The following is a 19,193-nucleotide window of genomic DNA, read 5'->3' as shown; positions in this document are numbered from 1 at the left end:
CCTCAGAGCGGTCAGGCAGTGGGGGGAACTTCCCCTCCCTGTCCTTCCGCAGCTTAGTCCCGCAAGCGGGGACCGCTCATTCCAACTGCCGACACCCTCGATGGCCTCCTGACCCCGAACGCCGACATATGCTTCAACCCGATGGTGCGAGACGATGTTCCCGCAGGCCAGGTGGTTACCCCCATCTCCAGTACGCCCATGGCGAACGGAATACGTCCCCGTCCTGCGTGTCGCCCCCTCCCACTAGGGATGTCTTACCCGCTGCCACCGACAATCCATGCCGAGCGCACGGGTTCCCTCCGCTACGGGCGAACAACCTTGCGCCTCCTCATACCCCCTCACGCCCCTTTGTTCGACACTCTATGCGCATGCGTATGCACCTAGCGTAACCCGAACGGCCTTCCGGCAGTTGCACTTGGCATGGTCGACCCGATCGATCCGGTCCGGCACTGGTACGAGAACGAACAGGGCTGGCCGACGGTGCCCGGGGACCCGGTGCGCCTGTCGGCGGGGGTGCGCTTCGACGTCCTGGACGTACCCGCCGAGGCGGGACACGCGGCGCTGGAGCGCCTGCGGGGTGACGGGCGGGCGGGGCTGCGGCCAGGACCCGCGGCCGCGGGGTTTCCGGTGGCCCTGCAGCGCGGCCGGATGCTGCTGCTGGTGGCCGCGGGCAGCGCGGAGGAACTGCCGGGACTGCTCGACTGGCTGGAGTGGGGCACGCTGGCCCTCGATCTCGCCGCGATCGGCGCGGGCGGGCTCATCGACGCTCCGCCGCCCCCCGCGGCCGGCCGGCCCCCTGCGGGCCGCGCCGGTTCACAGGGGGCCGCCGTCTGGCTGCGACCCCCCGGGCCGGGGCGCGAGGTCGAGGCCTCGCTGCCGACGCTGTCGGCGACGGGGGGCCGGGGCGGCGCCCCCGATCTCGTACGACTGGTGAGCACGGTGGCCACCGAGTGCCACCGCGTTCGACTGCTGCGCGCCTGTGACCGACCGCCGGCCGACCTGCGCGAGGCCGGTCGAACCGACGCTCAGCCGTTCGCCCGCTCGTAGGCCTCGCGAATGGCCGCGGGAACACGGCCGCGGTCGTTGACCTCGTGACCGTTCGCCTTCGCCCAGGCGCGGATCGCCGCGGTGTCCTGGTTTCCGCCGGCAGAGGCGCGGGCCTTTCCGCGCCCGCCCGAGGCACGGCCTCCCGTACGACGGCCGCCCTTCACGTAAGGCTCGAGAAGGCCGCGGAGCTTGTCCGCATTGGCGGTGGTGAGATCGATCTCGTATGTCTTGCCGTCCAACGCGAACGTCACGGTCTCGTCCGCCTCGCCGCCGTCGAGGTCGTCGACAAGAAGGACCTGAACCTTCTGTGCCACCGGATTTCCTTTCATCGACAACTTGAGGACCGGGATGTACCGGCATCCGCCGTATCGCCGTCCCCTTGTTATATGAACTACTGCAGTACCTCGGAAAGCAAACCGCTTTTGACGGAAAAACACAAACCCCGGGGAGAGGGCCGCCGCCCGCCCACAGCCCGGAAACGTGCGCGTTTCGGACATAGGGAACGACGGCAAGGGCCCGATGCGGAATATGCCTTGGCGTTGCGCGTGGGGCCCTCCGCCGCATGGCATCGGGCACGGAACACGGGTACGGAACGGCGACGATCACAGATGCAGAAGCATCCGGCTGTTGCCCAGGGTGTTCGGTTTCACTCGTTCGAGACCCAGGAACTCCGCGACTCCCTCGTCATAGGAACGCAGCAGCTCGGCGTACACATCGGTGTCGACCGGTGTCTCACCGATCTCCACGAAGCCGTGCCTGCCGAAGAACTCGACTTCGAAGGTCAGACAGAAAACCCGGCGAACACCTAGCCAGCGGGCGGTCTGCAGCAACTTCTCCAGCAAGTGGTGGCCCACACCGGCGCCCTTCAGACCGGGCTTCACGGCGAGAGTACGGACTTCCGCGAGGTCTTCCCACATCACATGCAGTGCGCCGCAGCCGACCACCTCGGCGTTGTCGTCCCGTTCCGCGATCCAGAACTCCTGGATCGCCTCGTAAAGCGTCACCGTTGCTTTGTCGAGCAGGATGCCCTTGCGGACGTAGGCGTCAAGGAGGCGGCGCACGGCCGGGACATCGCTGGTGCGGGCCCGGCGGACGGTGATGGCTTTTGCGGTGACATCGGGGCTGTCTGCTGACATGAGCGGACGCTATCGCCCGCCGCGGCCCTCTGCGGAGGCGGGGCTCTCACCCGGAGGTTCCGCCGGGCCGGGTTGTCGAGCAGATCCGGGTTGTTCGGTCGGGCGGGGTTGTTCCCTCGTTTCCGGCAGCCCGACAACGCGTACCGCGTCCGTGAGGGACTGTCGCTGTTCCTCGCTCATCATGCCGAAGAAGGCGACGAGTGCGGCGGCGGCGTTGTCGCTCTGCGACCACGCCTCGTTCATCAGCGCGGCGGCGTAGGCGGCGCGGGTGGAGACCGCCTCATATCGATAGGCCCGGCCTTCCGCCTCACGGCGCACCCAGCCCTTCTGATGGAGATTGTCCAGAACGGTCATCACCGTGGTGTACGCGATGGACCGTTCCTTCTGCAGATCTTCCAGGACTTCCCGAACGGTCACCGGGCGGTTCCACTTCCACACCCGCGTCATGACCGCGTCTTCGAGTTCTCCCAGTGGGCGAGGCACAACTGCACAGTAGTGGGAAATATCGCCCGCTGCGCACCGAACGCGCTCGAACATCCGCGAACACCGGCAAACGCGAACAAAAAGGGCGCACGGGCCGTGCTCGACCACGCTCGAGCCCTACGCCCGGACCAGCTGCCGTGCTTGCGCTCGGCGTGCCTCCGGTCAGCCGTCGGCCCTGGCGGAGGGCTGCCGGGCGCCCTCCGCGCGGGCGAGGGCCGCGTCCACGGCGGCGTCCTCCTTGGCCTTGTTGGCGCCGCCCTGGGTCTTCACGATCACCCGGATCACAGCGATGAAGAGGGCGGCCATGACGGCCGAGGGCAGCAACGCGGCGACGTATTCCATGGGTCCAGGGTAGCCAGGGCTCGACGGACGGCCGGGCGGGGGTGGGCGCGGGGCGGCGGGTTTCTCAGCCCACGGCCAGCCGCCGGCCCGACGGGGGCGGAGCCGGCTTGCGGCGGGGGAAGACCTCGCCCGGGGTGGGAAAGGGACGGCCGGGCTTCGGCGCGCCGGGGGCGGGAGCCGGGTTCGGCGCGGGCTCGGGCCGCGGGGCGGACGGCTCGCGCTCCGGGTTCTTCTCGGGCTTCTCGGTCTCCGCAGGCCTCTCCGGCCTCTCCGACCTCTCCGGCCTCTTCGAGCCCTCGGCACCCTCGGTGTCCTGAGCCTGGCCGCCCGGCAGGGCGAGGAGCCGGGTGCGGGAGACCGGGACGCCGGGCAGGGGGGCGGCGGCAGGGACCGTACGGCCGGCGAGGCGGGCGCGCACGTCCTGCTCGGCGAGGAGCCGGCAGCGGTCCAGGAGGGCGGCGGCGGTGGGGTTGCCGCGCAGCGCCCGGAGCGCGGCGAGGTCGTCGGGGTCGGGGCGGTACCCGGCGCCCAGCACCTCCTCCAGGAGCGCGAGATAGCCGGCGGCGGTGCCGGGGAGGGCGGCGCGGTAGCGGCCGAGGTCGGCCACCAGGAAGGCGCGCAGCCTGGCGTACTCCCGCATCGCCTCGTCGAGGGAGTCGGCGAGGCGGAGGCAGTCCTGGACGTCTTCGGCCGAGGCGGACGTGGGGTGCAGGGCGAGGGCGAGGGCGCGGCGGAGCACGCGCAGCTCCTCCGCGCCGAACACCATGCCGCCGCGCGTTCCGTAGGGCGTGGGCATGCCGTGACGATACGCGCTAATCAGACAAACCCCGCATAGCGGACGGGTGTGGCGGACGCCTTCCACCCGGGTGGAAGGCGTCCGCCCGCTCCGTCACATCCGCGACATGTTCCGTTCGTAGACCAGGCGCAGGCCGATGAGGGTCAGCCAGGGCTCGTGCTCGTCGATGACCGCGCTCTCGCCCAGGACCATCGGTGCCAGCCCGCCCGTCGCGATGACGGTCACCTGATCGGGGTCGTCGGAGAGCTCGCGGGCCATCCGGCGGGCCACGCCGTCCACCTGGCCGGCGAAGCCGTAGACGATGCCGGACTGCATCGCCTCGACCGTGTTCTTGCCGATCACGCTCCGGGGCCGCGCCACCTCGATCTTGCGCAGCTGCGCGGCCCTGACCCCGAGGGCCTCCACCGAGATCTCGATGCCGGGAGCGATGACCCCGCCGACGTACTCCCCGCGCACCGAGATCGCGTCGAAGGTGGTGGCGGTGCCGAAATCGACGACGATCGCCGGACCGCCGTAGAGCTCGTTCGCCGCGACCGCGTTGATGATGCGGTCGGCGCCGACCTCCTTGGGGTTGTCGAACTGGATCGGCACGCCCGTCTTCACGCCCGGCTCGACCAGCACCGCGGGCACGTCGCCGTAGTAGCGGCGGGTCACCTCACGGAGTTCGTGCAGGACGGAGGGGACCGTCGCGCAGATGGCGATGCCGTCGATGCCGTCACCCAGCTCGTCGCCGAGCAGGGGGTGCATGCCCATCAGGCCCTGGAGCAGGACCGCGAACTCGTCGGCCGTGCGCCGCGGGTCGGTGGAGATCCGCCAGTGCTCGACGATGTCCTCGCCGTCGAACAGACCCAGGACGGTGTGCGTGTTGCCCACGTCGATCGTCAGCAGCATGGCCGGCCCCTACTCCGCTGTCCGCAGGTCCAGGCCGATGTCCAGGATCGGCGAGGAGTGGGTCAGGGCTCCCACGGCGAGGTAGTCGACTCCCGTGTCGGCGTACGCCTTGGCGTTGCCGAGGGTGAGCCGGCCGGACGCCTCCAGCGCGGCCCGGCCGGCGACGACGGCCACGGCCTCCTCGCACTCACCGGGCGTGAAGTTGTCCAGCAGGATCAGGTCGGCACCGGCGTCCACGACCTCACGGAGCTGGTGCAGGGTGTCGACCTCGACCTCGATCGGCACGTCGGGGAAGCGTTCCCGGACCGCCTGGAAGGCCTGGGCGACACCGCCCGCGGCGATGACGTGGTTGTCCTTGACCAGGGCCGCGTCGGAGAGCGACATGCGGTGGTTGACGCCGCCGCCGCAGCGCACGGCGAACTTCTCCAGGGAGCGCAGGCCCGGGGTGGTCTTGCGGGTGTCGCGGACCTCGGCCCGGGTGCCTTCCAGGGCGTCCGCCCACGCGCGCGTGGCCGTCGCGATGCCCGACAGACGGCACAGGAGGTTCAGGGCGCTGCGTTCCGCCGTGAGGAGGTCCCGGGTGCGGGCGGTGACGGAGAGCAGCTTGTCGCCGGCCTCCACCCGGTCGCCGTCCTCCACGTGTCGTTCGACCTCGAACTCCGCCGTGCAGACCACCGACATGACGGCCTCGGCGATCCTCAGGCCCGCCACGACGCCCGGTTCCCGCGCGCTGAAGTCGGCGGTGGCGACGGCGTCCTCCGGGATGGTCGCGACCGTCGTCACGTCCACGCCGCCCGCCAGGTCCTCCTGGATGGCGACCTGGGCGATGTCCTCGACCTCCACCGGGTCCAGACCGGCGTCGGCCAGGAGCTGGGCGAGCGCGGGGTCGAGGCCGCACTCCGTGTAGTCGTCGTATCCGTCGTGGGCCTCGTCGGAGTCCGCGCCGCAGGCGCAGCCGCCGCCGCAGCCACCGGACGGGGCGAGGGGAAGATCTGGGGTGGTCACGGCAGTCACTGCTCCTGGGGGGCCTGAAGGGGGAGGGTCGGGGGGAAGTCCGTGGCGTCGGTGGTGTGCGCCGCCAGCGTGCGGTCCGGGTTCAGCCGTACGACGATGTGCCGGCGCCAGGCGGTGTCGTCGCGCTCGGGCCGGTCCTCGCGCCAGTGGCAGCCGCGGGTCTCCTCGCGCTGCCGCGCGGCGGCGACCAGGACGCGGGCCACGCACAGGAGGTTGGTGGTCTCCCAGGTGTCGACGCCGGGCTCGGCGGTCTTGCCGTTCTCGTCGAGGGCGTCGCGGGCGTCGGCGTGCAGCCGCTGGAGCCCGTCGGCGGCCTGGGCGAGCGAGTCGGCGGAGCGCAGCACGCCGGCTCCCCGGGTCATGATCCGCTGGATGGTGAAGCGGGCCTCCGGGGGGAGCAGGGGGTGCCCGGGGCGATCGGCCTGCGGGAGGGGCTGCGGCACGCGCGCGCGGAGGGTGTCCCCGGTCCGGCTCGCGGCGATGTCGGCGGCGATGCGCTCGGCGTAGACCAGGCCCTCCAGGAGGGAGTTGGAGGCGAGCCGGTTGGCGCCGTGCACGCCGGTGCAGGCGACCTCCCCGCACGCGTACAGACCGGGGACGGTGGTGCGGCCCCGGGAGTCGGTGCGGACGCCGCCGGAGGCGTAGTGGGCGGCCGGGGCGACCGGCACGGGCTCGGTGACCGGGTCGATGCCGTGGGCGCGGCAGGCCGCGAGGATCGTCGGGAAGCGGTGCTCCCACATCTCGGCGCCGAAGTGGCGGGCGTCGAGGTACATGTGCTCGGCGTCCCGCTCCCGCATCCGGCGCATGATGCCCTTGGCGACGACGTCGCGCGGGGCGAGTTCGGCGAGCTCGTGCTGCCCCACCATGAAGCGCACGCCGTCGGCGTCGACCAGGTGGGCGCCCTCGCCGCGGACCGCCTCGGAGACCAGGGGCTGCTGGCCCTCCGCGTCGGAGCCGAGGAACAGGACGGTCGGGTGGAACTGGACGAACTCGAGGTCGCTGACCTCGGCGCCCGCGCGCAGGGCCAGCGCCACACCGTCGCCGGTGGAGACGGAGGGGTTCGTGGTCGCGCTGAACACCTGGCCCATGCCGCCGGTCGCGAGCACCACCGCGGGGGCGTGCACGGCCCCCACGCCGTCGTGCTGGCCCTCCCCCATGACGTGCAGGGTCACACCCGCGGTGCGGCCCTCGGCGTCCGTCAGCAGGTCCAGGACGAGCGCGTTCTCGATGGTGCGCATCCCGCGCGTACGCACGGCCTCCACCAGCGCGCGGGAGATCTCCGCGCCGGTGGCGTCCCCGCCCGCGTGCGCGATGCGCCGCCGGTGGTGACCGCCCTCTCGGGTCAGTTCCAGGCCGCCCTCGGAGGTCTCGTCGAAGTGGGCGCCGGTGGCGATGAGACGACGTACGGCGTCGGGGCCCTCGGTGACGAGGAGGCGGACCGCTTCCTCGTCGCACAGGCCCGCGCCGGCCACCAGGGTGTCGTCCCGGTGCTGCTCGGGGGTGTCGCCCTCGCCGAGTGCCGCGGCGATGCCGCCCTGGGCCCAGCGGGTGGAACCGTCGTCGAGCCGGGCCTTGGTGACCACGACGGTGGCCAGCCCGGCGGCCTCGCAGCGCAGCGCCGCGGTCAGTCCGGCGACACCGGAGCCGACGACCACGACGTCCGCGTCGATGGACCACCCGGGCGCGGGCGCGTGCAGTCGTATGCCTGTGCTGGTCACGAGGCGGCTCCGAGGGTGCCGAAGGTCAGGGGGATGTTGTCGATCAGGCGGGTCGTCCCGATCCGGGCGGCCACGGCGAGGACGGCCTCGCCGGTGAAGCCGTCGCCGATCTCGGTGAAGTCCGAGGGGTCGACCAGGGCCAGGTAGTCCAGGGCGAGCGGCGGGGTGAGGCGGGCGGCCCCGTCGAGGACCTGGCGGGCGGCGGCACGGACGGCCGCCGGACCGGCCGCCGTGGCGACGGCGTGCGCGTCGGCCGCCGCGCGGGACTCGCCCAGCGCGCTGAGCGCCTCGGCACGCGCGCGCGTGGAGGGCACCTCGCGGGCCCGCGCGCGCAGCGCCTCCTGCGCGGCGTGCCGGTCCCGGCCGGCGAACAGCGCGCCGGACAGTGCGAGGGCGGTGCGCCGCTCCGCGGCGGAGAGGTAGCGGTTGCGGCTGGACAGGGCCAGTCCGTCGTCCTCGCGGACGGTGGGGACACCGACGATGTCGACGCCGAAGTTCAGGTCGCGCACCATGCGGCGGATCAGGGCGAGCTGCTGGGCGTCCTTCTCGCCGTACAGGGCGACGTCGGGGCGCGTGAGGTGCAGCAGTTTGGCGACGACGGTGAGCACGCCGTCGAAGTGACCGGGGCGGGCGGCGCCCTCCAGGCGTTCGCCCATGGGGCCGGCGCTGATGCGGACCTGGGGTTCGCCGCCCGGGTAGACCTCCTCGGCCGACGGGGCGAAGACGGCGTCGGCGCCCGCCTGTCCGGCGACCTCGAGATCGGCGTCCAGGGTGCGCGGGTACCGGTCGAGGTCCTCGCCCTCGCCGAACTGCAGCGGGTTGACGAAGACGGTGACCACCACCTCTCCGTCGGCGCCCGCGATGTCGCGTGCGGCGCGGATCAGGGTGGCGTGGCCCTCGTGCAGGGCGCCCATGGTCATCACCACGGCGCGGCGGCCCGTACGCGCGCGTGCGTGCAGTTCCCCGGCGGTGCGCAGCAGGGTGGTGGTCATCGGGATTCCCCTTCGCCTTTGCCTTCACCTTCGTCGGGGGCGCCCGTTTCGCCGGTGGTGCCCGTCGTCCCGTCGGCGAGTACCCCGAGCAGGTCCTCGGCGAGCTCCGGCTTCAGCAGGCCGTGGGCGAGGGCGCGGTCCGCGGTCGCGCGGGCCATCGCCAGGTAGCCGGCGACGGCCTGCGGGGCGTGCCGGCGCAACTCGGCGACGTGCGCGGAGACGGTGCCGGCGTCACCGCGCGCGACGGGGCCGGTGAGGGCCGCGTCGCCGGAGCGCAGGGCGTTGTCCAGGGCCGCGCCGAGCAGCGGGCCGAGCATCCGGTCGGGTGCCTCGACCCCGGCGGTGCGCAGCAGTTCCAGGGACTGCGCGACCAGGGTGACCAGGTGGTTGGCGCCCAGGGCGAGGGCCGCGTGGTAGAGCGGGCGGTTCTCCTCGGCGATCCACTCCGGCTCGCCGCCCATCTCGATCACAAGCGCCTCGGCGGCCAGCCGCAGCTCCTCGGGCGCGGTGACGCCGAAGGAGCACCCGGCGAGCCGCTGCACGTCCACGGGGGTGCCGATGAACGTCATCGCCGGGTGCAGGGCCAGTGGCAGCGCCCCGGCCCGCAGGGCGGGGTCCAGCACCTTCGCGCCGTACCGCCCGGAGGTGTGCGCGAGGAGTTGCCCCGGCCGTACCGCGCCCGTCCCGGCGAGCCCGGAGACCAGCTCGGGCAGCGCGTCGTCCGGGACGGTCAGCAGCACCAGCTCGGCCCGCTCCAGCACCTCGGCGGGCGGGACCACGGGTACGCCGGGGAGCAGCTGCTCGGCGCGCCTCCTGGACGCGGCGGAGACGGCGGAGACGGCCACCGGGCGGTGTCCGGCGAGTTGGAGGGACGCGGCCAGGGCCGGGCCCACGCGCCCGGCGCCGACGACGCCGACGGTGAGCCGCGCGGGGCGGTCCCTGGGATCCGGCTGTGGGGCTGTGTTCACGCGACGGCGGCCTTCCCGTTCCAGTCCGCTCGGGGTACCGGACGATTTCTCGTCATGTTAACGCGATCGGTTCCCCGGGTGTTCGGTCGTGCCGTCGCCGTGCGCGGAACGCAGAACGCAGAACGCGGAACGCAGAACGCAGAACGAAAACCCCGATGCCCTCGCTCCCCCGCGCGGGGGATGATCCCGGGCATGAGCGATACGGCGGGGAACGGCACGGCGGGGCAGGACGAGCAGCACACCGGCGAGGAGGGGCACCGGGAGCTCCGCGCACGGCGGGTCGCCGCCTACCGCGGTGCTCCGCGCGTCCTCGCCCGCCTCGGGTTCCTGGGCACGCTCCGGGAACGGCTGGCGCTGCTGGCGGAGGCGGACGGCCGGTACGACCTGGACGAGGCGTCCGACCTGTACGGCGACGGTGTCGTCGAGGCGCTGGAGGAGCGGGTCGCCGGGCTCCTCGGCACCGGGGCCGCCGCGTTCTTCCCGACCGGCACGATGGCCCAGCAGGTGGCTCTGCGCTGCTGGGCGGGCCGTACCGGCAACCCCGTCGTCGCCCTGCACGGGCTCAGCCACCCCGAGGTCCATGAGCGGAACGCGTTCAGCCGGGTCGCCGGGTTGCGTCCGGTGCGGGTGACGAGCGAGCCCAGGATGCCGACCGCCGCCGAGGTGCGGGACTTCGAGGAGCCCTTCGGCGCGCTGATGCTGGAGCTTCCCCTCCGGGACGCCGGTTTCCTGCTGCCCACCTGGGAGGAGCTCACCGAGGTGGTGGACGCCGCGCGGGAGCGCGAGGCCGTGGTGCACTTCGACGGGCCCGGCTGTGGGAGTGCGCCGTCCACTTCGGCCGGCCACTGGACGAGATCGCCGGCCTGGCGGACAGCGTCTACGTGTCGTTCTACAAGTCGCTCGACGGCTTCGGCGGCGCGGCCCTCGCCGGTCCCGGGGCCCTGGTGGCGGAGGCGAAGGCCTGGCGGCACCGGTACGGCGGCACCGCCTTCCAGCAGTTCCCGACCGCGTTGTCGGCCCTGATCGGCCTGGAGCGGGAGCTGCCCCGGCTGCCGGAGTACGTCACCCACGCGCGCGTGGTGGCCGCCGCGCTGCGCGAGGGCCTGGCCGCGGCCGGGGTGCCGTGGGCCCGCGTCCATCCCGAGGTGCCGCACACCCACGACTTCCAGGTGTGGCTGCCGTACGACGCGGAGGCCCTCACCCAGGCGGCGATCCGCACGGCCGAGGAGACGGGAACCATGCTGTTCGCCAACGGCTGGGAGCGACAGGGCCCCGGCCTGGCGCTCACCGAGGTGTACGTGCGGGCGGCCGGCCTGGAGTGGACCCCCGACGACGTACGGACGGCGGCCGCGGACTTCGTGGACCGGCTGACGGCGACGACGACGGGGACGGGGACGGGGACGGGGACGCCCGGGCGGTAGGGCCCGGATGTCAGCGGGGGCCTCAGTCGAAGCGGATGTGCCGGAGTCCGACGCGCGCCTGCCGCAGCCGGGTGCGCAGCGGGCCCTCACGGTTGGGGCGCAGTTCCAGTCCCGCCAGTACGGCGATGCGGTCCGCCGTCTTCGGCACGGTGGTGTGGTCCGTCCACAGCTGCTCGGCGAACTCCGGCTCGGCGAGCCGCTCCAGACAGTGGTCGAGCTGCTGAACGGCCCAACTCTCCCGGTGCGGAACGGTGTTCTTCCCGATGGCGGAGCGCAGCAGGCGTTCGAGGCCGCGTTCGCGCAGCCGCCTCAGCACCGTCTCCCGTTCGGCGAGGAGGGCGAAGTGGTGTACGTCGTGGCCGAGTTCGCGCAGCCGACCGATCGTCTCGGCGAAGTGGCCGGAGTCCGTGACCGTCATCGGCGCGATCACGACGCCGTCGTGCCGGGTCAGGGCGAGGTCGAGGACCTCGACGACGCCCTGCCGCCAGGAGGTCAGATCTCGGAAGTCTCCCCGCAGTTCGGGCGGCAGCATGCGGCGCAGCCCGAATCCGGCGTGCTCCGGGTCACAGACGACGCTGCCCGGGAGACGACGGTGTATCTCGTACGCGGTTTGTGTCTTACCGCCCCCGAAAGGGCCGTTGATCCACAGCAGCATGCGCCGACCCTACCGACGCCGGGGCCCACGGTCAGCCGTGTCCGCCGGCCCGCACCAGTCCCGTCTCGTAGGCGAGGACCACCACCCGCACCCGGTCCCGCAGCCCCAGCTTGGTCAGGATGCGGCCCACGTGCGTCTTCACCGTCGCCTCCGACAGCACCAGCCGGGCCGCGATCTCGCCGTTGGACAGGCCCTGCGCGACCAGCACCATGACCTCCCGCTCCCGCTCGGTGAGCCGCTCCAGCCCCTTGTGCCGGGGCTGCTCGGCGGTGGACGGCAGCATGGGGGCGAAGCGGTCCAGGAGCCGGCGGGTGGTGGACGGCGCGACCACGGCGTCACCGCTGTGCACCGCGCGGATCGCGGCGAGCAGTTCGCCGGGGGGCACGTCCTTGAGCATGAAGCCGGAGGCGCCGGCCTTCAGCCCGGAGAAGGCGTACTCGTCGAGGTCGAAGGTGGTCAGGATCAGCACCTTCGGCGGGTCGGTGTCCACGCAGATCCGGCGGGTCGTCTCCACCCCGTCCAGCTTCGGCATCCGGACGTCCATGAGCACCACGTCGACGGCGGTGGCGCGCAGCACCTGGAGGGCCTCCACGCCGTCGCCCGCCTCCGCCACGACCTCCATGTCCGGCTGGGCGTCGAGCACCATCCGGAACCCGGTGCGCAGCAGCGCCTGGTCGTCGACGAGCATCACGCGGATCGCCATCGGGTCCTCTTCCAGTCCGGTTCCAGGCCAGTGTTACAGGTGTGAACAATGGACGTGCCCAAGCGTCCGGGTGTCAGGGGCCGGGTTTGAGCGGCAGCAGGGCACTGATGCGGAATCCTCCGCCCGGCCGCGGACCCGCGTCCAGGGTTCCGCCGACCATCCCGACCCGCTCGCGCATCCCGATCAGACCGTGGCCCTGGCCGTCGAACCCGCCCTCCTCGTACAGCTCGTGCGGGGCGCCCTTGCCGTCGTCCTCGACCAGCAGGCCGAGACCGTCGTCGAAGTACACCAGGCGCACACTGGCGCCCGTGTCGGGCCCGCCGTGCTTGCGGGTGTTGGTGAGCGCCTCCTGCACGATGCGGTACGCGGTGAGTTCGACGCCGCTGGGCAGCGGACGCGGGGTGCCCTCGACCTTGAAGTCCACCGGCAGTCCGGACTCCCGGCACTGCTCGACGAGGTCCTCGATCTGCTGCACGTCGGGCTGCGGCACGTACTCGCCGGCCTCCTGGTGCTCGCCGGTGCGCAGCACGCCGAGCAGGCGGCGCATCTCGGCGAGGGCCTGGCGGCCGGTGGAGGAGATGGTCTCCAGGGCCTTCTTCGCCTGGTCGGGCGCGGCGTCGAGGACGTAGGCGGCGCCGTCGGCCTGGACCACCATCACCGACACGTTGTGGGCGACGACGTCGTGCAGTTCACGCGCTATGCGGGCGCGTTCGGCGGCGACCGCGACCTTGGCCTGCGCCTCGCGCTCCTTCTCCAGCCGGGCGGCGCGCTCCTCCAGCTGGGCGAAGTAGGCACGCCGGGTGCGCATGGAGTCGCCGAGCACCCAGGCGAGGGCGAAGGGCACGGTCTGGAATATCACCATGGCGATGTTGCCCGCCACGCTCACGTCCTCGAACGGCCAGCGCGCCTGCGCCACGGGAGCCGCGCACAGGCCGGCGGCCAGCGCCAGACGGGAGGCCCAGCGGGCGCCGACGGTCGCGACCGTGTAGACGATCACCAGCAGCGCGAAGTCGGCGGGCATCGTCGCCACGTCGAGGACCACCTGGAGCACGCCCACCACGACGGCCAGGACCAGCATCCGCTCCGGCATCCGCCGACGCAGCGCCACGACCAGCGACAGCAGCAGCATGACCGGCACGGTGAGGGCCGGCAGATCGGTCCCCTCGGTCTCCTGCGCGCTCGCTCCGCCCAGCACCGAAATCCCGAACAGGACCACGGCCCAGAAGCCGTCGACCCCTGTCGGGTGCCTGCGGAGAAAATCATAGAAGCGCTGCACGCAACCCAGCGTAGGGAAGCAGAATGCGTGCAGGGGTCAACCGGAGGGCCGATCCCCGGTCGGCACACGTACTCCGCAAGGTGGAGACCCGGCATATCCGCGCCCTTAACCTGGCCCCGTGACAGCGACGACGAGCGGGTGGCGCGGTTGGCGGGCGGCGGCCCGGACCGCCCTGTACGGGCCGGACGGCTTCTACCGCCGACCGGAGGGCCCCGCCGGGCACTTCCGTACGTCGGTGCACGCCTCACCGCTGTTCGCGGAGGCCGTGGCCCGGCTGCTGTGCCGGGTCGACGAGGCGCTGGGGCGGCCCGCGGTGCTCGACTTCGTGGACATGGGGGCGGGCCGGGGCGAACTGGTCACGGGGGTGCTCGCCGCACTGCCCGCCGAGGTGGCGGCGCGCGTGCGTGCGTACGCCGTCGAACTCGCCGGCCGTCCCGGTGGGCTCGACCGCGGGATCGAGTGGCGGACCGAGCCCCCGGAACGGATCACCGGACTGCTGTTCGCCAACGAGTGGCTGGACAACGTGCCCCTGGAGGTCGCCGAGGTGGACCCGGCGGGCGCCTCGCGCCTGGTACTGGTCCGGGAGGACGGCACGGAACGGCTCGGGGCGCCGGTCACGGGACCGGAAGCCGAGTGGCTGACCCGGTGGTGGCCGTTGCCGGCCGGGGAGGGGCTGCGGGCGGAGATCGGGCTGTCCCGGGACGTGGCGTGGGCGTCGGCGGTCGGGACGCTCGAGCGGGGGCTCGCCGTCGCCGTGGACTACGCGCACTCGGCGGACGCGCGCCCGCCGTTCGGGACCCTCACGGGTTTCCGGGAAGGGCGGGAGACGACGCCCGTACCGGACGGGTCGTGCGACATCACCGCGCACGTCGCCCTCGACTCCTGCGCGGCGGCCTGCGCGCTCCCCGGCGCCCGCCTGTTCACCCAGCGGGCGGCCCTGCGCTCCCTGGGCCTCACGGGCGCGCGCCCCCCGCTCACGCTGGCGTCCGCCGACCCCGCCGGCTATGTACGCGCCCTCGCGGGCGCCTCCCAGGCCGCCGAACTCATCGCGACGGGCGGACTCGGCGACTTCGGGTGGCTGCTGCAGCCCGTGGGAATCCCGGACGTCCTCGCGGAGTGACCCCGCGGACCGACACCTGTTCGTCGATTTTGTCGATTATTTGTCGATGTCTCCCACCACGAAGAACATCGACCCCAGGATCGCCACCATGTCCGAGACCAGCGTCCCCGGCAGCAGTTCGGTGAGCGCCTGGATGTTGTTGTACGACGCCGAGCGCAGCTTCAGCCGGTACGGCGTCTTCTCGCCCTTGCTGACCAGGTAGTACCCGTTGATGCCGAGCGGGTTCTCGGTCCACGCGTAGGTGTGCCCCTCGGGCGCCTTGAGGACCTTCGGGAGCCGCTGGTTGACCGGTCCCGGCGGCAGGTCGGCGAGCCGGTCGAGGCAGGCGTCGGCGAGGTCGAGGGAGTTGTAGGTCTGCTCCAGGAGGCACTCGAAGCGGGCGAGGCAGTCGCCCTCCTCACGGGTCACGACCTTCAGGACGTCACCCAGTTCGCCGTAGGCGAGATACGGCTCGTCGCGGCGCAGGTCGAAGTCGACGCCCGAGGCACGGGCGATCGGCCCGCTCACGCCGTACGCGTGCACGACGTCCGCGGAGAGGACGCCCACCCCGCGGGTGCGGCCCCGGAAGATCTCGTTGCCGAGCACCAGGTCGTCGAAGCGGTCCATGCGGGAGCGCACGTCGGCGACCGCGGCGCGCGCGCGTGTGGTCCATCCCGCCGGAAGGTCCTCCTTGAGGCCGCCCACGCGGTTGAACATGTAGTGCATGCGGCCGCCGGAGACCTCCTCCATGACGTGCTGGAGCTCCTCGCGCTCGTGGAAGGCGTAGAAGATCGGCGTGATGCCACCGAGCTCCAGCGGATAGGAACCGAGGAACATCAGGTGGTTGAGCACCCGGTTCAGCTCCGCGAGCAGCGTGCGCAGCCACACCGCGCGTTCGGGGACCTCCATGCCGAGCATCCGCTCCACCCCGAGGACCACGCCCAGCTCGTTGGAGAACGCCGACAGCCAGTCGTGACGGTTGGCCAGCATGATGATCTGGCGGTAGTCACGCGCCTCGAACAGCTTCTCCGCGCCCCGGTGCATGTAGCCGATCACGGGCTCCGCGCGGTTGATGAGCTCGCCGTCCAGGACGAGCTTCAGCCGCAGCACGCCGTGTGTGGACGGATGCTGGGGCCCGATGTTGAGCACCATGTCGGTGCTCTCCGCGGCGCCGCCGATGCCGACCGTGGTCTCCGTCGTAGGAGTCATGACCCCAGTCTCCCCCACGCACGCGGGGGCCTGCGCACGCCGGGGCCTACGTACGCTGGGCCCATGGAGACGGGGAACCCGCACGACACGGGGACAGCGGTGGAGCCGGTGAGCCCCGGCGACGGACCGCAGTGGATCGCGCTGCCACCGGGGCTGTTGAAGCTGCGCCGGCTGATGCTCGTGGTGTGGCTGGGGTCGCTCGCCCTGGCCGCCGGGCTGGTCCCGGGACTGCTGGCCGGACCCGGCTGGGCCGGCTTCGCCGTGCTGCCGCTGGCCGTGCTGGCCTGGGGCTGGGTGATGCTGGAGCGCAACTGGCGCTCCTGGCGGTACGCCGAGCGCGCCGACGACCTGCTGATCAGCCGGGGCGTCCTGTGGCGCGAGGAGACGGTCGTGCCGTACGGGCGGATGCAGCTGGTGGAGGTCACCTCCGGTCCCGTCGAACGGCACTTCGGGCTGGCCAGCGTGCAGCTGCACACGGCGGCCGCGGCGACCGACGCCACCATCCCCGGTCTCGTCCCGGCCGAGGCCGAACGGCTGCGCGACCGGCTCACGGAGCTGGGCGAGGCCCGATCGGCGGGGCTGTGACGGCCCCGGAGGTCCACGAGGACGTACGCGGGCGACGCCCGGTGATCGAGCGCCGGCTGCACCCCGTCACGCCGCTCAGGCGGGCGTGGGCGCCCATAGCGGTCGTCATCGGGTGGGCGCTGCACGACCCGGACCAGGCGCAGCGTCAGCTGACCCGGCTGACCACGACGACCCTGCTGATCGGTCTCGGCGTCCTCATCCCGGCCGCCGCCCTCTACGGCTTCCTGACCTGGTGGTTCACCCATTTCGCGGTGACCGACAGCGAACTGCGCATCCGTACCGGGCTGTTGTTCCGCCGCACCGCGCACATCCGGCTGGAGCGGATCCAGGCCATCGACGTCACCCAGCCGCTGCTCGCGCGGATCGCGGGCGTGTCGAAACTCAGACTCGACGTCATCGGCACCGACAAGAAGGACGAACTCGCTTTCCTGGGTGCCGATCACGCCCGCGCACTGCGCGCCGAGCTGCTCGCGCGGGCGGCGGGTTTCGCACCCGAGACGGCGCACGAGGTCGGCGAGGCGCCGTCCCGGCAGCTGTTGCGCGTGCCGCCCGGCGTCCTCGCCCTCTCCCTCGTGCTGACCGCCTCGACCTGGGTCTGGCTGATCGCCGCCCTCGTCGTGGTGCCGCTGCTGTGGATGGCCACCCACAGCCTGTGGACGGTCCTCGCCGCCGTGGTACCGCTGTTCGGCGCGGCGGGTGCGAGCAGCGTCGGCCGGTTCGTCACCGAGTACGACTGGACCCTGGGCGAGTCGCCCGACGGACTGCGGATCGACCACGGGCTGCTGGACCGGGCGCACGAGACGGTGCCGCCGGGACGGGTGCAGACCGTGCGGCTCGTGGAGCCGCTGCTGTGGCGGCGCCGGGGCTGGGTACGGGTCGAACTCGACGTGGCCGGCTCGTCCAACTCCCTGCTGCTGCCGGTCGCTCCGCGCGAGATCGCCGAGTCCGTCGTCGCGCGCGTGCTCCCCGGCGTCCACGTGCCGTCGCACGCGGAACTGTCCCGGCCGCCGCGGCGCGCCCGGTGGTGCGTGCCGGTGTGGTGGCGCGGCTACGGGCTCGCCGTCACCGACGCCGTGTTCGCCGCGCGGCACGGCCTGCTGAGCCGGACCGTCGCCCTGGTGCCGCACGCCAAGGTGCAGAGCGTACGGCTGGCCCAGGGGCCCTGGCAGCGCGCCCGGGGTGTCGCGGACGTCCATGTGGACACCGGGGCCGACAAGTCCGTGACGGCCCGGCTCCGGGACGCCGACGAGGCTGCGGAGCTGCTGCGGGCCCAGGCGGAACGTTCCCGGACCGGCCGCAGGGACGCCCGCCCGGACCGCTGGATGGCCTGACTCCGGACCCCGGAACCCGGACCCCGGAACCCCCGAAAACGCGTGCGGTGCTTCAGGAGACCGCGCTGCGCAGTCCCTCGGTGTCGACCGCCGCGTCGGCTGTGCCGTCCGGGCCGTCCGGGCCGGCCGTGCCGACCTCTTCCGGCTCCTCGTGCGCCGTCAGATCGATGACCTGGCCGACGGCCCGTGCGTCCTCATCGGCCGGCTTGAACTCGCCGTCGTCCTCGGGCTTGTGCAGGGCCAGGGCCTCCTGGCCGACGACATCGGCGAGGTCCTCGTTCTGGACGCCCTCCCGGTCGGGCCCCTCGTCCTTCTGCGTACCGAAGAAGTCGAACCCGCCGTCGGTCACCGGACGCCGGACGGGCTCCGTCGGCGGTACGACCGCGACCGCGGTCGGCACGGTGAAGTGCCCGGAGGGCTGCACCGAACGGCCGGGCGGGACCGGCGGGGCCGACTGCTCGGGCTGGGACGGCTCCTCGGGCTCGGTGCCGGTGCCGGTGTCGGCGTCGATGCCCGGGCCGGAGGAAGCCGCGCGCTCGTGCTCGCCGACCGCCCCCGGCTGCCCCTCCGTCCCGTCCTTCCGCGGCTGCTCCGACTTCCGCTTCTTCGCGGGCTCGGGGCCGTCGCCCTCGGGGGAGTCGTCCTCGGAGGCGTCACCCTCGGGAGTGTCGTGGTGCTCCTCCCGCGCGTCGTCGCCGAGCCGGGTCAGCGCCGCCTCGGCCCGCAGGAACAGCTTGGAGCCCTCGGGCGAGAAGACCGCGGGAGCCGTCGGCTCCGCCCCGACCGCTTCCGCCCCGGTCGTTTCCTCCACCGCGGCCCCGCCCGCGGTTCCGTCCTCGCTCCTGGCCGCCGGCACGGAGACCGTCCCGGCGGTCTCGTCACCGGACCGCGCCGAAGGCCCCGCCGGCAGCGCACGGGCCGGTACCGCCGCCTCGATCTCGAGCACCCGGCGCTCCTCCAGAACGCTCGCCCGCTCGGTCTCCGCGGCGGCGTACCGCCGGAGCAGTGCCGCGTGCTCGTTGCGCAGCCCGGCCAGCTCCGCGCGCTTGGCGCGTAGCCGCTGCTCCAGCTTGACGCGCAGTTCGCGCGACTCGTCGAGGTCGGCCTCCAGTTCGGCGATCCGCTCCTCGAACCGCCACTCGTCACCGGCCCGCGCGCGCGTGAGGTCGGCGACCTGCTTGCCGGCCTGGGTGTCCCAGTGCCGCATGACGACCGCACCGATGATCGCCGTGGCCGCCGCGGCGGCGGCCAGGAGGCGGAGCGCCATCGGTTGTGTGAACACCCAGGGCCCCAGGGCGCAGACGAGGGAGACGCCTGCGATCGCCGACGGGGGCAGCATCCTGTGCAGGGGCGGGGAATGGCGGTGACGTCCACGTGGCATGGCCAGAAACTTACCGCGCGTAGGCGAATGATGGAGCCCCGCCCCGTAAAAACAAAGCCACACCGAGGCTTTCACAGGGCGTCAGGGAACTCCGCCGAACCGTGAATAGGTCCGGCATGCGAATATGCAAGATCATTTTCGCGAGA

Annotated in this window: 19 protein-coding genes and 1 pseudogene; 5 read left to right on the top strand and 15 right to left on the bottom strand. The window is 72.8% G+C overall.

The genetic code is table 11. The annotated features are described in order from the left end of the window. The first annotated feature begins 420 nt into the window (after positions 1-420). A complete protein-coding gene (locus tag DIZ27_RS06415) occupies positions 421-1,047 on the top strand; it encodes an SCO3374 family protein (protein WP_109377293.1) in 627 nt (208 codons plus the stop codon). On the opposite strand, the gene DIZ27_RS06410 is transcribed toward DIZ27_RS06415, so the two are convergent. The 10 genes from DIZ27_RS06410 to DIZ27_RS06365 form a co-directional block, all read right to left on the bottom strand. Then, positions 1,026-1,361, bottom strand: coding sequence for an Lsr2 family protein (locus DIZ27_RS06410; RefSeq protein ID WP_109377292.1), 336 nt, complete (start codon positions 1,359-1,361; stop codon positions 1,026-1,028). The genes DIZ27_RS06415 and DIZ27_RS06410 overlap by 22 nt on opposite strands. Positions 1,362-1,649: 288 nt before the next feature. Beyond that, positions 1,650-2,183, bottom strand: coding sequence for an amino-acid N-acetyltransferase (locus DIZ27_RS06405; protein WP_109377291.1), 534 nt, complete (start codon positions 2,181-2,183; stop codon positions 1,650-1,652). Between the two features lie 9 nt (positions 2,184-2,192). After that, positions 2,193-2,666 carry a BlaI/MecI/CopY family transcriptional regulator gene (locus tag DIZ27_RS06400; protein WP_258308263.1) on the bottom strand — a complete coding sequence of 158 codons (474 nt, stop codon included), beginning with the start codon at positions 2,664-2,666 and terminating at the stop codon, positions 2,193-2,195. A 162-nt stretch (positions 2,667-2,828) separates the two neighbouring features. Further along, positions 2,829-3,008, bottom strand: a complete 180-nt coding sequence (locus tag DIZ27_RS06395; protein ID WP_109377289.1) for a hypothetical protein — start codon at positions 3,006-3,008, stop codon at positions 2,829-2,831. Positions 3,009-3,072: 64 nt separating this feature from the next. Beyond that, positions 3,073-3,774, bottom strand: a complete 702-nt coding sequence (locus DIZ27_RS06390; RefSeq protein WP_109377288.1) for a hypothetical protein — start codon at positions 3,772-3,774, stop codon at positions 3,073-3,075. 123 nt (positions 3,775-3,897) lie between these two features. After that, positions 3,898-4,695, bottom strand: a complete 798-nt coding sequence (locus DIZ27_RS06385) for a type III pantothenate kinase (RefSeq protein ID WP_109377287.1) — start codon at positions 4,693-4,695, stop codon at positions 3,898-3,900. Between the two features lie 9 nt (positions 4,696-4,704). Beyond that, positions 4,705-5,700: a carboxylating nicotinate-nucleotide diphosphorylase gene (gene nadC / locus DIZ27_RS06380; protein ID WP_109377286.1), complete on the bottom strand. Its 996-nt coding sequence runs from the start codon at positions 5,698-5,700 to the stop codon at positions 4,705-4,707. Positions 5,701-5,705: 5 nt separating this feature from the next. After that, on the bottom strand, positions 5,706-7,427 hold the full coding sequence (locus tag DIZ27_RS06375; RefSeq protein WP_109377285.1) for an L-aspartate oxidase: 1,722 nt from the start codon (positions 7,425-7,427) through the stop codon (positions 5,706-5,708). After that, complete coding sequence (gene panC, locus DIZ27_RS06370; RefSeq protein ID WP_109377284.1) at positions 7,424-8,419, bottom strand: pantoate--beta-alanine ligase; 996 nt, start codon at positions 8,417-8,419, stop codon at positions 7,424-7,426. The genes DIZ27_RS06375 and panC overlap by 4 nt, the downstream gene beginning before the upstream one ends. Then, positions 8,416-9,387 carry a Rossmann-like and DUF2520 domain-containing protein gene (locus tag DIZ27_RS06365; protein ID WP_109377283.1) on the bottom strand — a complete coding sequence of 324 codons (972 nt, stop codon included), beginning with the start codon at positions 9,385-9,387 and terminating at the stop codon, positions 8,416-8,418. The genes panC and DIZ27_RS06365 overlap by 4 nt, the downstream gene beginning before the upstream one ends. Before the next feature lie 180 nt (positions 9,388-9,567). Between DIZ27_RS06365 and DIZ27_RS06360 the strand changes: the two are divergent. Beyond that, positions 9,568-10,808: pseudogene (locus DIZ27_RS06360) on the top strand (threonine aldolase family protein). A 22-nt stretch (positions 10,809-10,830) separates the two neighbouring features. On the opposite strand, the gene DIZ27_RS06355 reads toward DIZ27_RS06360, so the two are convergent. The 3 genes from DIZ27_RS06355 to DIZ27_RS06345 form a co-directional block, all read right to left on the bottom strand. Further along, positions 10,831-11,463 (bottom strand): AAA family ATPase, encoded by a 633-nt coding sequence (locus DIZ27_RS06355; RefSeq protein ID WP_109377282.1) that lies wholly within the window; start codon positions 11,461-11,463, stop codon positions 10,831-10,833. A gap of 31 nt (positions 11,464-11,494) precedes the next feature. Further along, positions 11,495-12,166, bottom strand: a complete 672-nt coding sequence (locus DIZ27_RS06350) for a response regulator transcription factor (RefSeq protein ID WP_109377281.1) — start codon at positions 12,164-12,166, stop codon at positions 11,495-11,497. Between the two features lie 73 nt (positions 12,167-12,239). Then, positions 12,240-13,442, bottom strand: coding sequence for a sensor histidine kinase (locus DIZ27_RS06345; protein ID WP_109377280.1), 1,203 nt, complete (start codon positions 13,440-13,442; stop codon positions 12,240-12,242). Between the two features lie 118 nt (positions 13,443-13,560). Here DIZ27_RS06345 and DIZ27_RS06340 point away from each other — a divergent pair, with 118 nt between their 5' ends. Continuing rightward, the gene (locus DIZ27_RS06340) at positions 13,561-14,562 is read left to right on the top strand and encodes an SAM-dependent methyltransferase (protein ID WP_109377279.1); all 1,002 of its coding nucleotides are present in this window, start codon (positions 13,561-13,563) and stop codon (positions 14,560-14,562) included. Positions 14,563-14,598: 36 nt separating this feature from the next. On the opposite strand, the gene DIZ27_RS06335 is transcribed toward DIZ27_RS06340, so the two are convergent. Then, positions 14,599-15,750, bottom strand: coding sequence for an NADH-quinone oxidoreductase subunit D (locus DIZ27_RS06335; RefSeq protein ID WP_109377278.1), 1,152 nt, complete (start codon positions 15,748-15,750; stop codon positions 14,599-14,601). Positions 15,751-15,813: 63 nt separating this feature from the next. Here DIZ27_RS06335 and DIZ27_RS06330 point away from each other — a divergent pair, with 63 nt between their 5' ends. Both DIZ27_RS06330 and DIZ27_RS06325 read left to right on the top strand, forming a co-directional pair. Then, positions 15,814-16,335, top strand: coding sequence for a PH domain-containing protein (locus tag DIZ27_RS06330; protein ID WP_109377277.1), 522 nt, complete (start codon positions 15,814-15,816; stop codon positions 16,333-16,335). Beyond that, positions 16,332-17,666: a PH domain-containing protein gene (locus DIZ27_RS06325; protein WP_109377276.1), complete on the top strand. Its 1,335-nt coding sequence runs from the start codon at positions 16,332-16,334 to the stop codon at positions 17,664-17,666. Before DIZ27_RS06330 ends, DIZ27_RS06325 begins: the two co-directional genes overlap by 4 nt. 52 nt (positions 17,667-17,718) lie before the next feature. On the opposite strand, the gene DIZ27_RS06320 is transcribed toward DIZ27_RS06325, so the two are convergent. After that, on the bottom strand, positions 17,719-19,047 hold the full coding sequence (locus tag DIZ27_RS06320) for a hypothetical protein (protein ID WP_258308262.1): 1,329 nt from the start codon (positions 19,045-19,047) through the stop codon (positions 17,719-17,721). Between the last annotated feature and the right edge of the window lie 146 nt (positions 19,048-19,193).

This window comes from Streptomyces sp. NWU339 (assembly GCF_003143855.1).
Lineage (GTDB): Bacteria > Actinomycetota > Actinomycetes > Streptomycetales > Streptomycetaceae > Streptomyces.
This window is presented reverse-complemented; position numbering and strand designations above follow the sequence as displayed.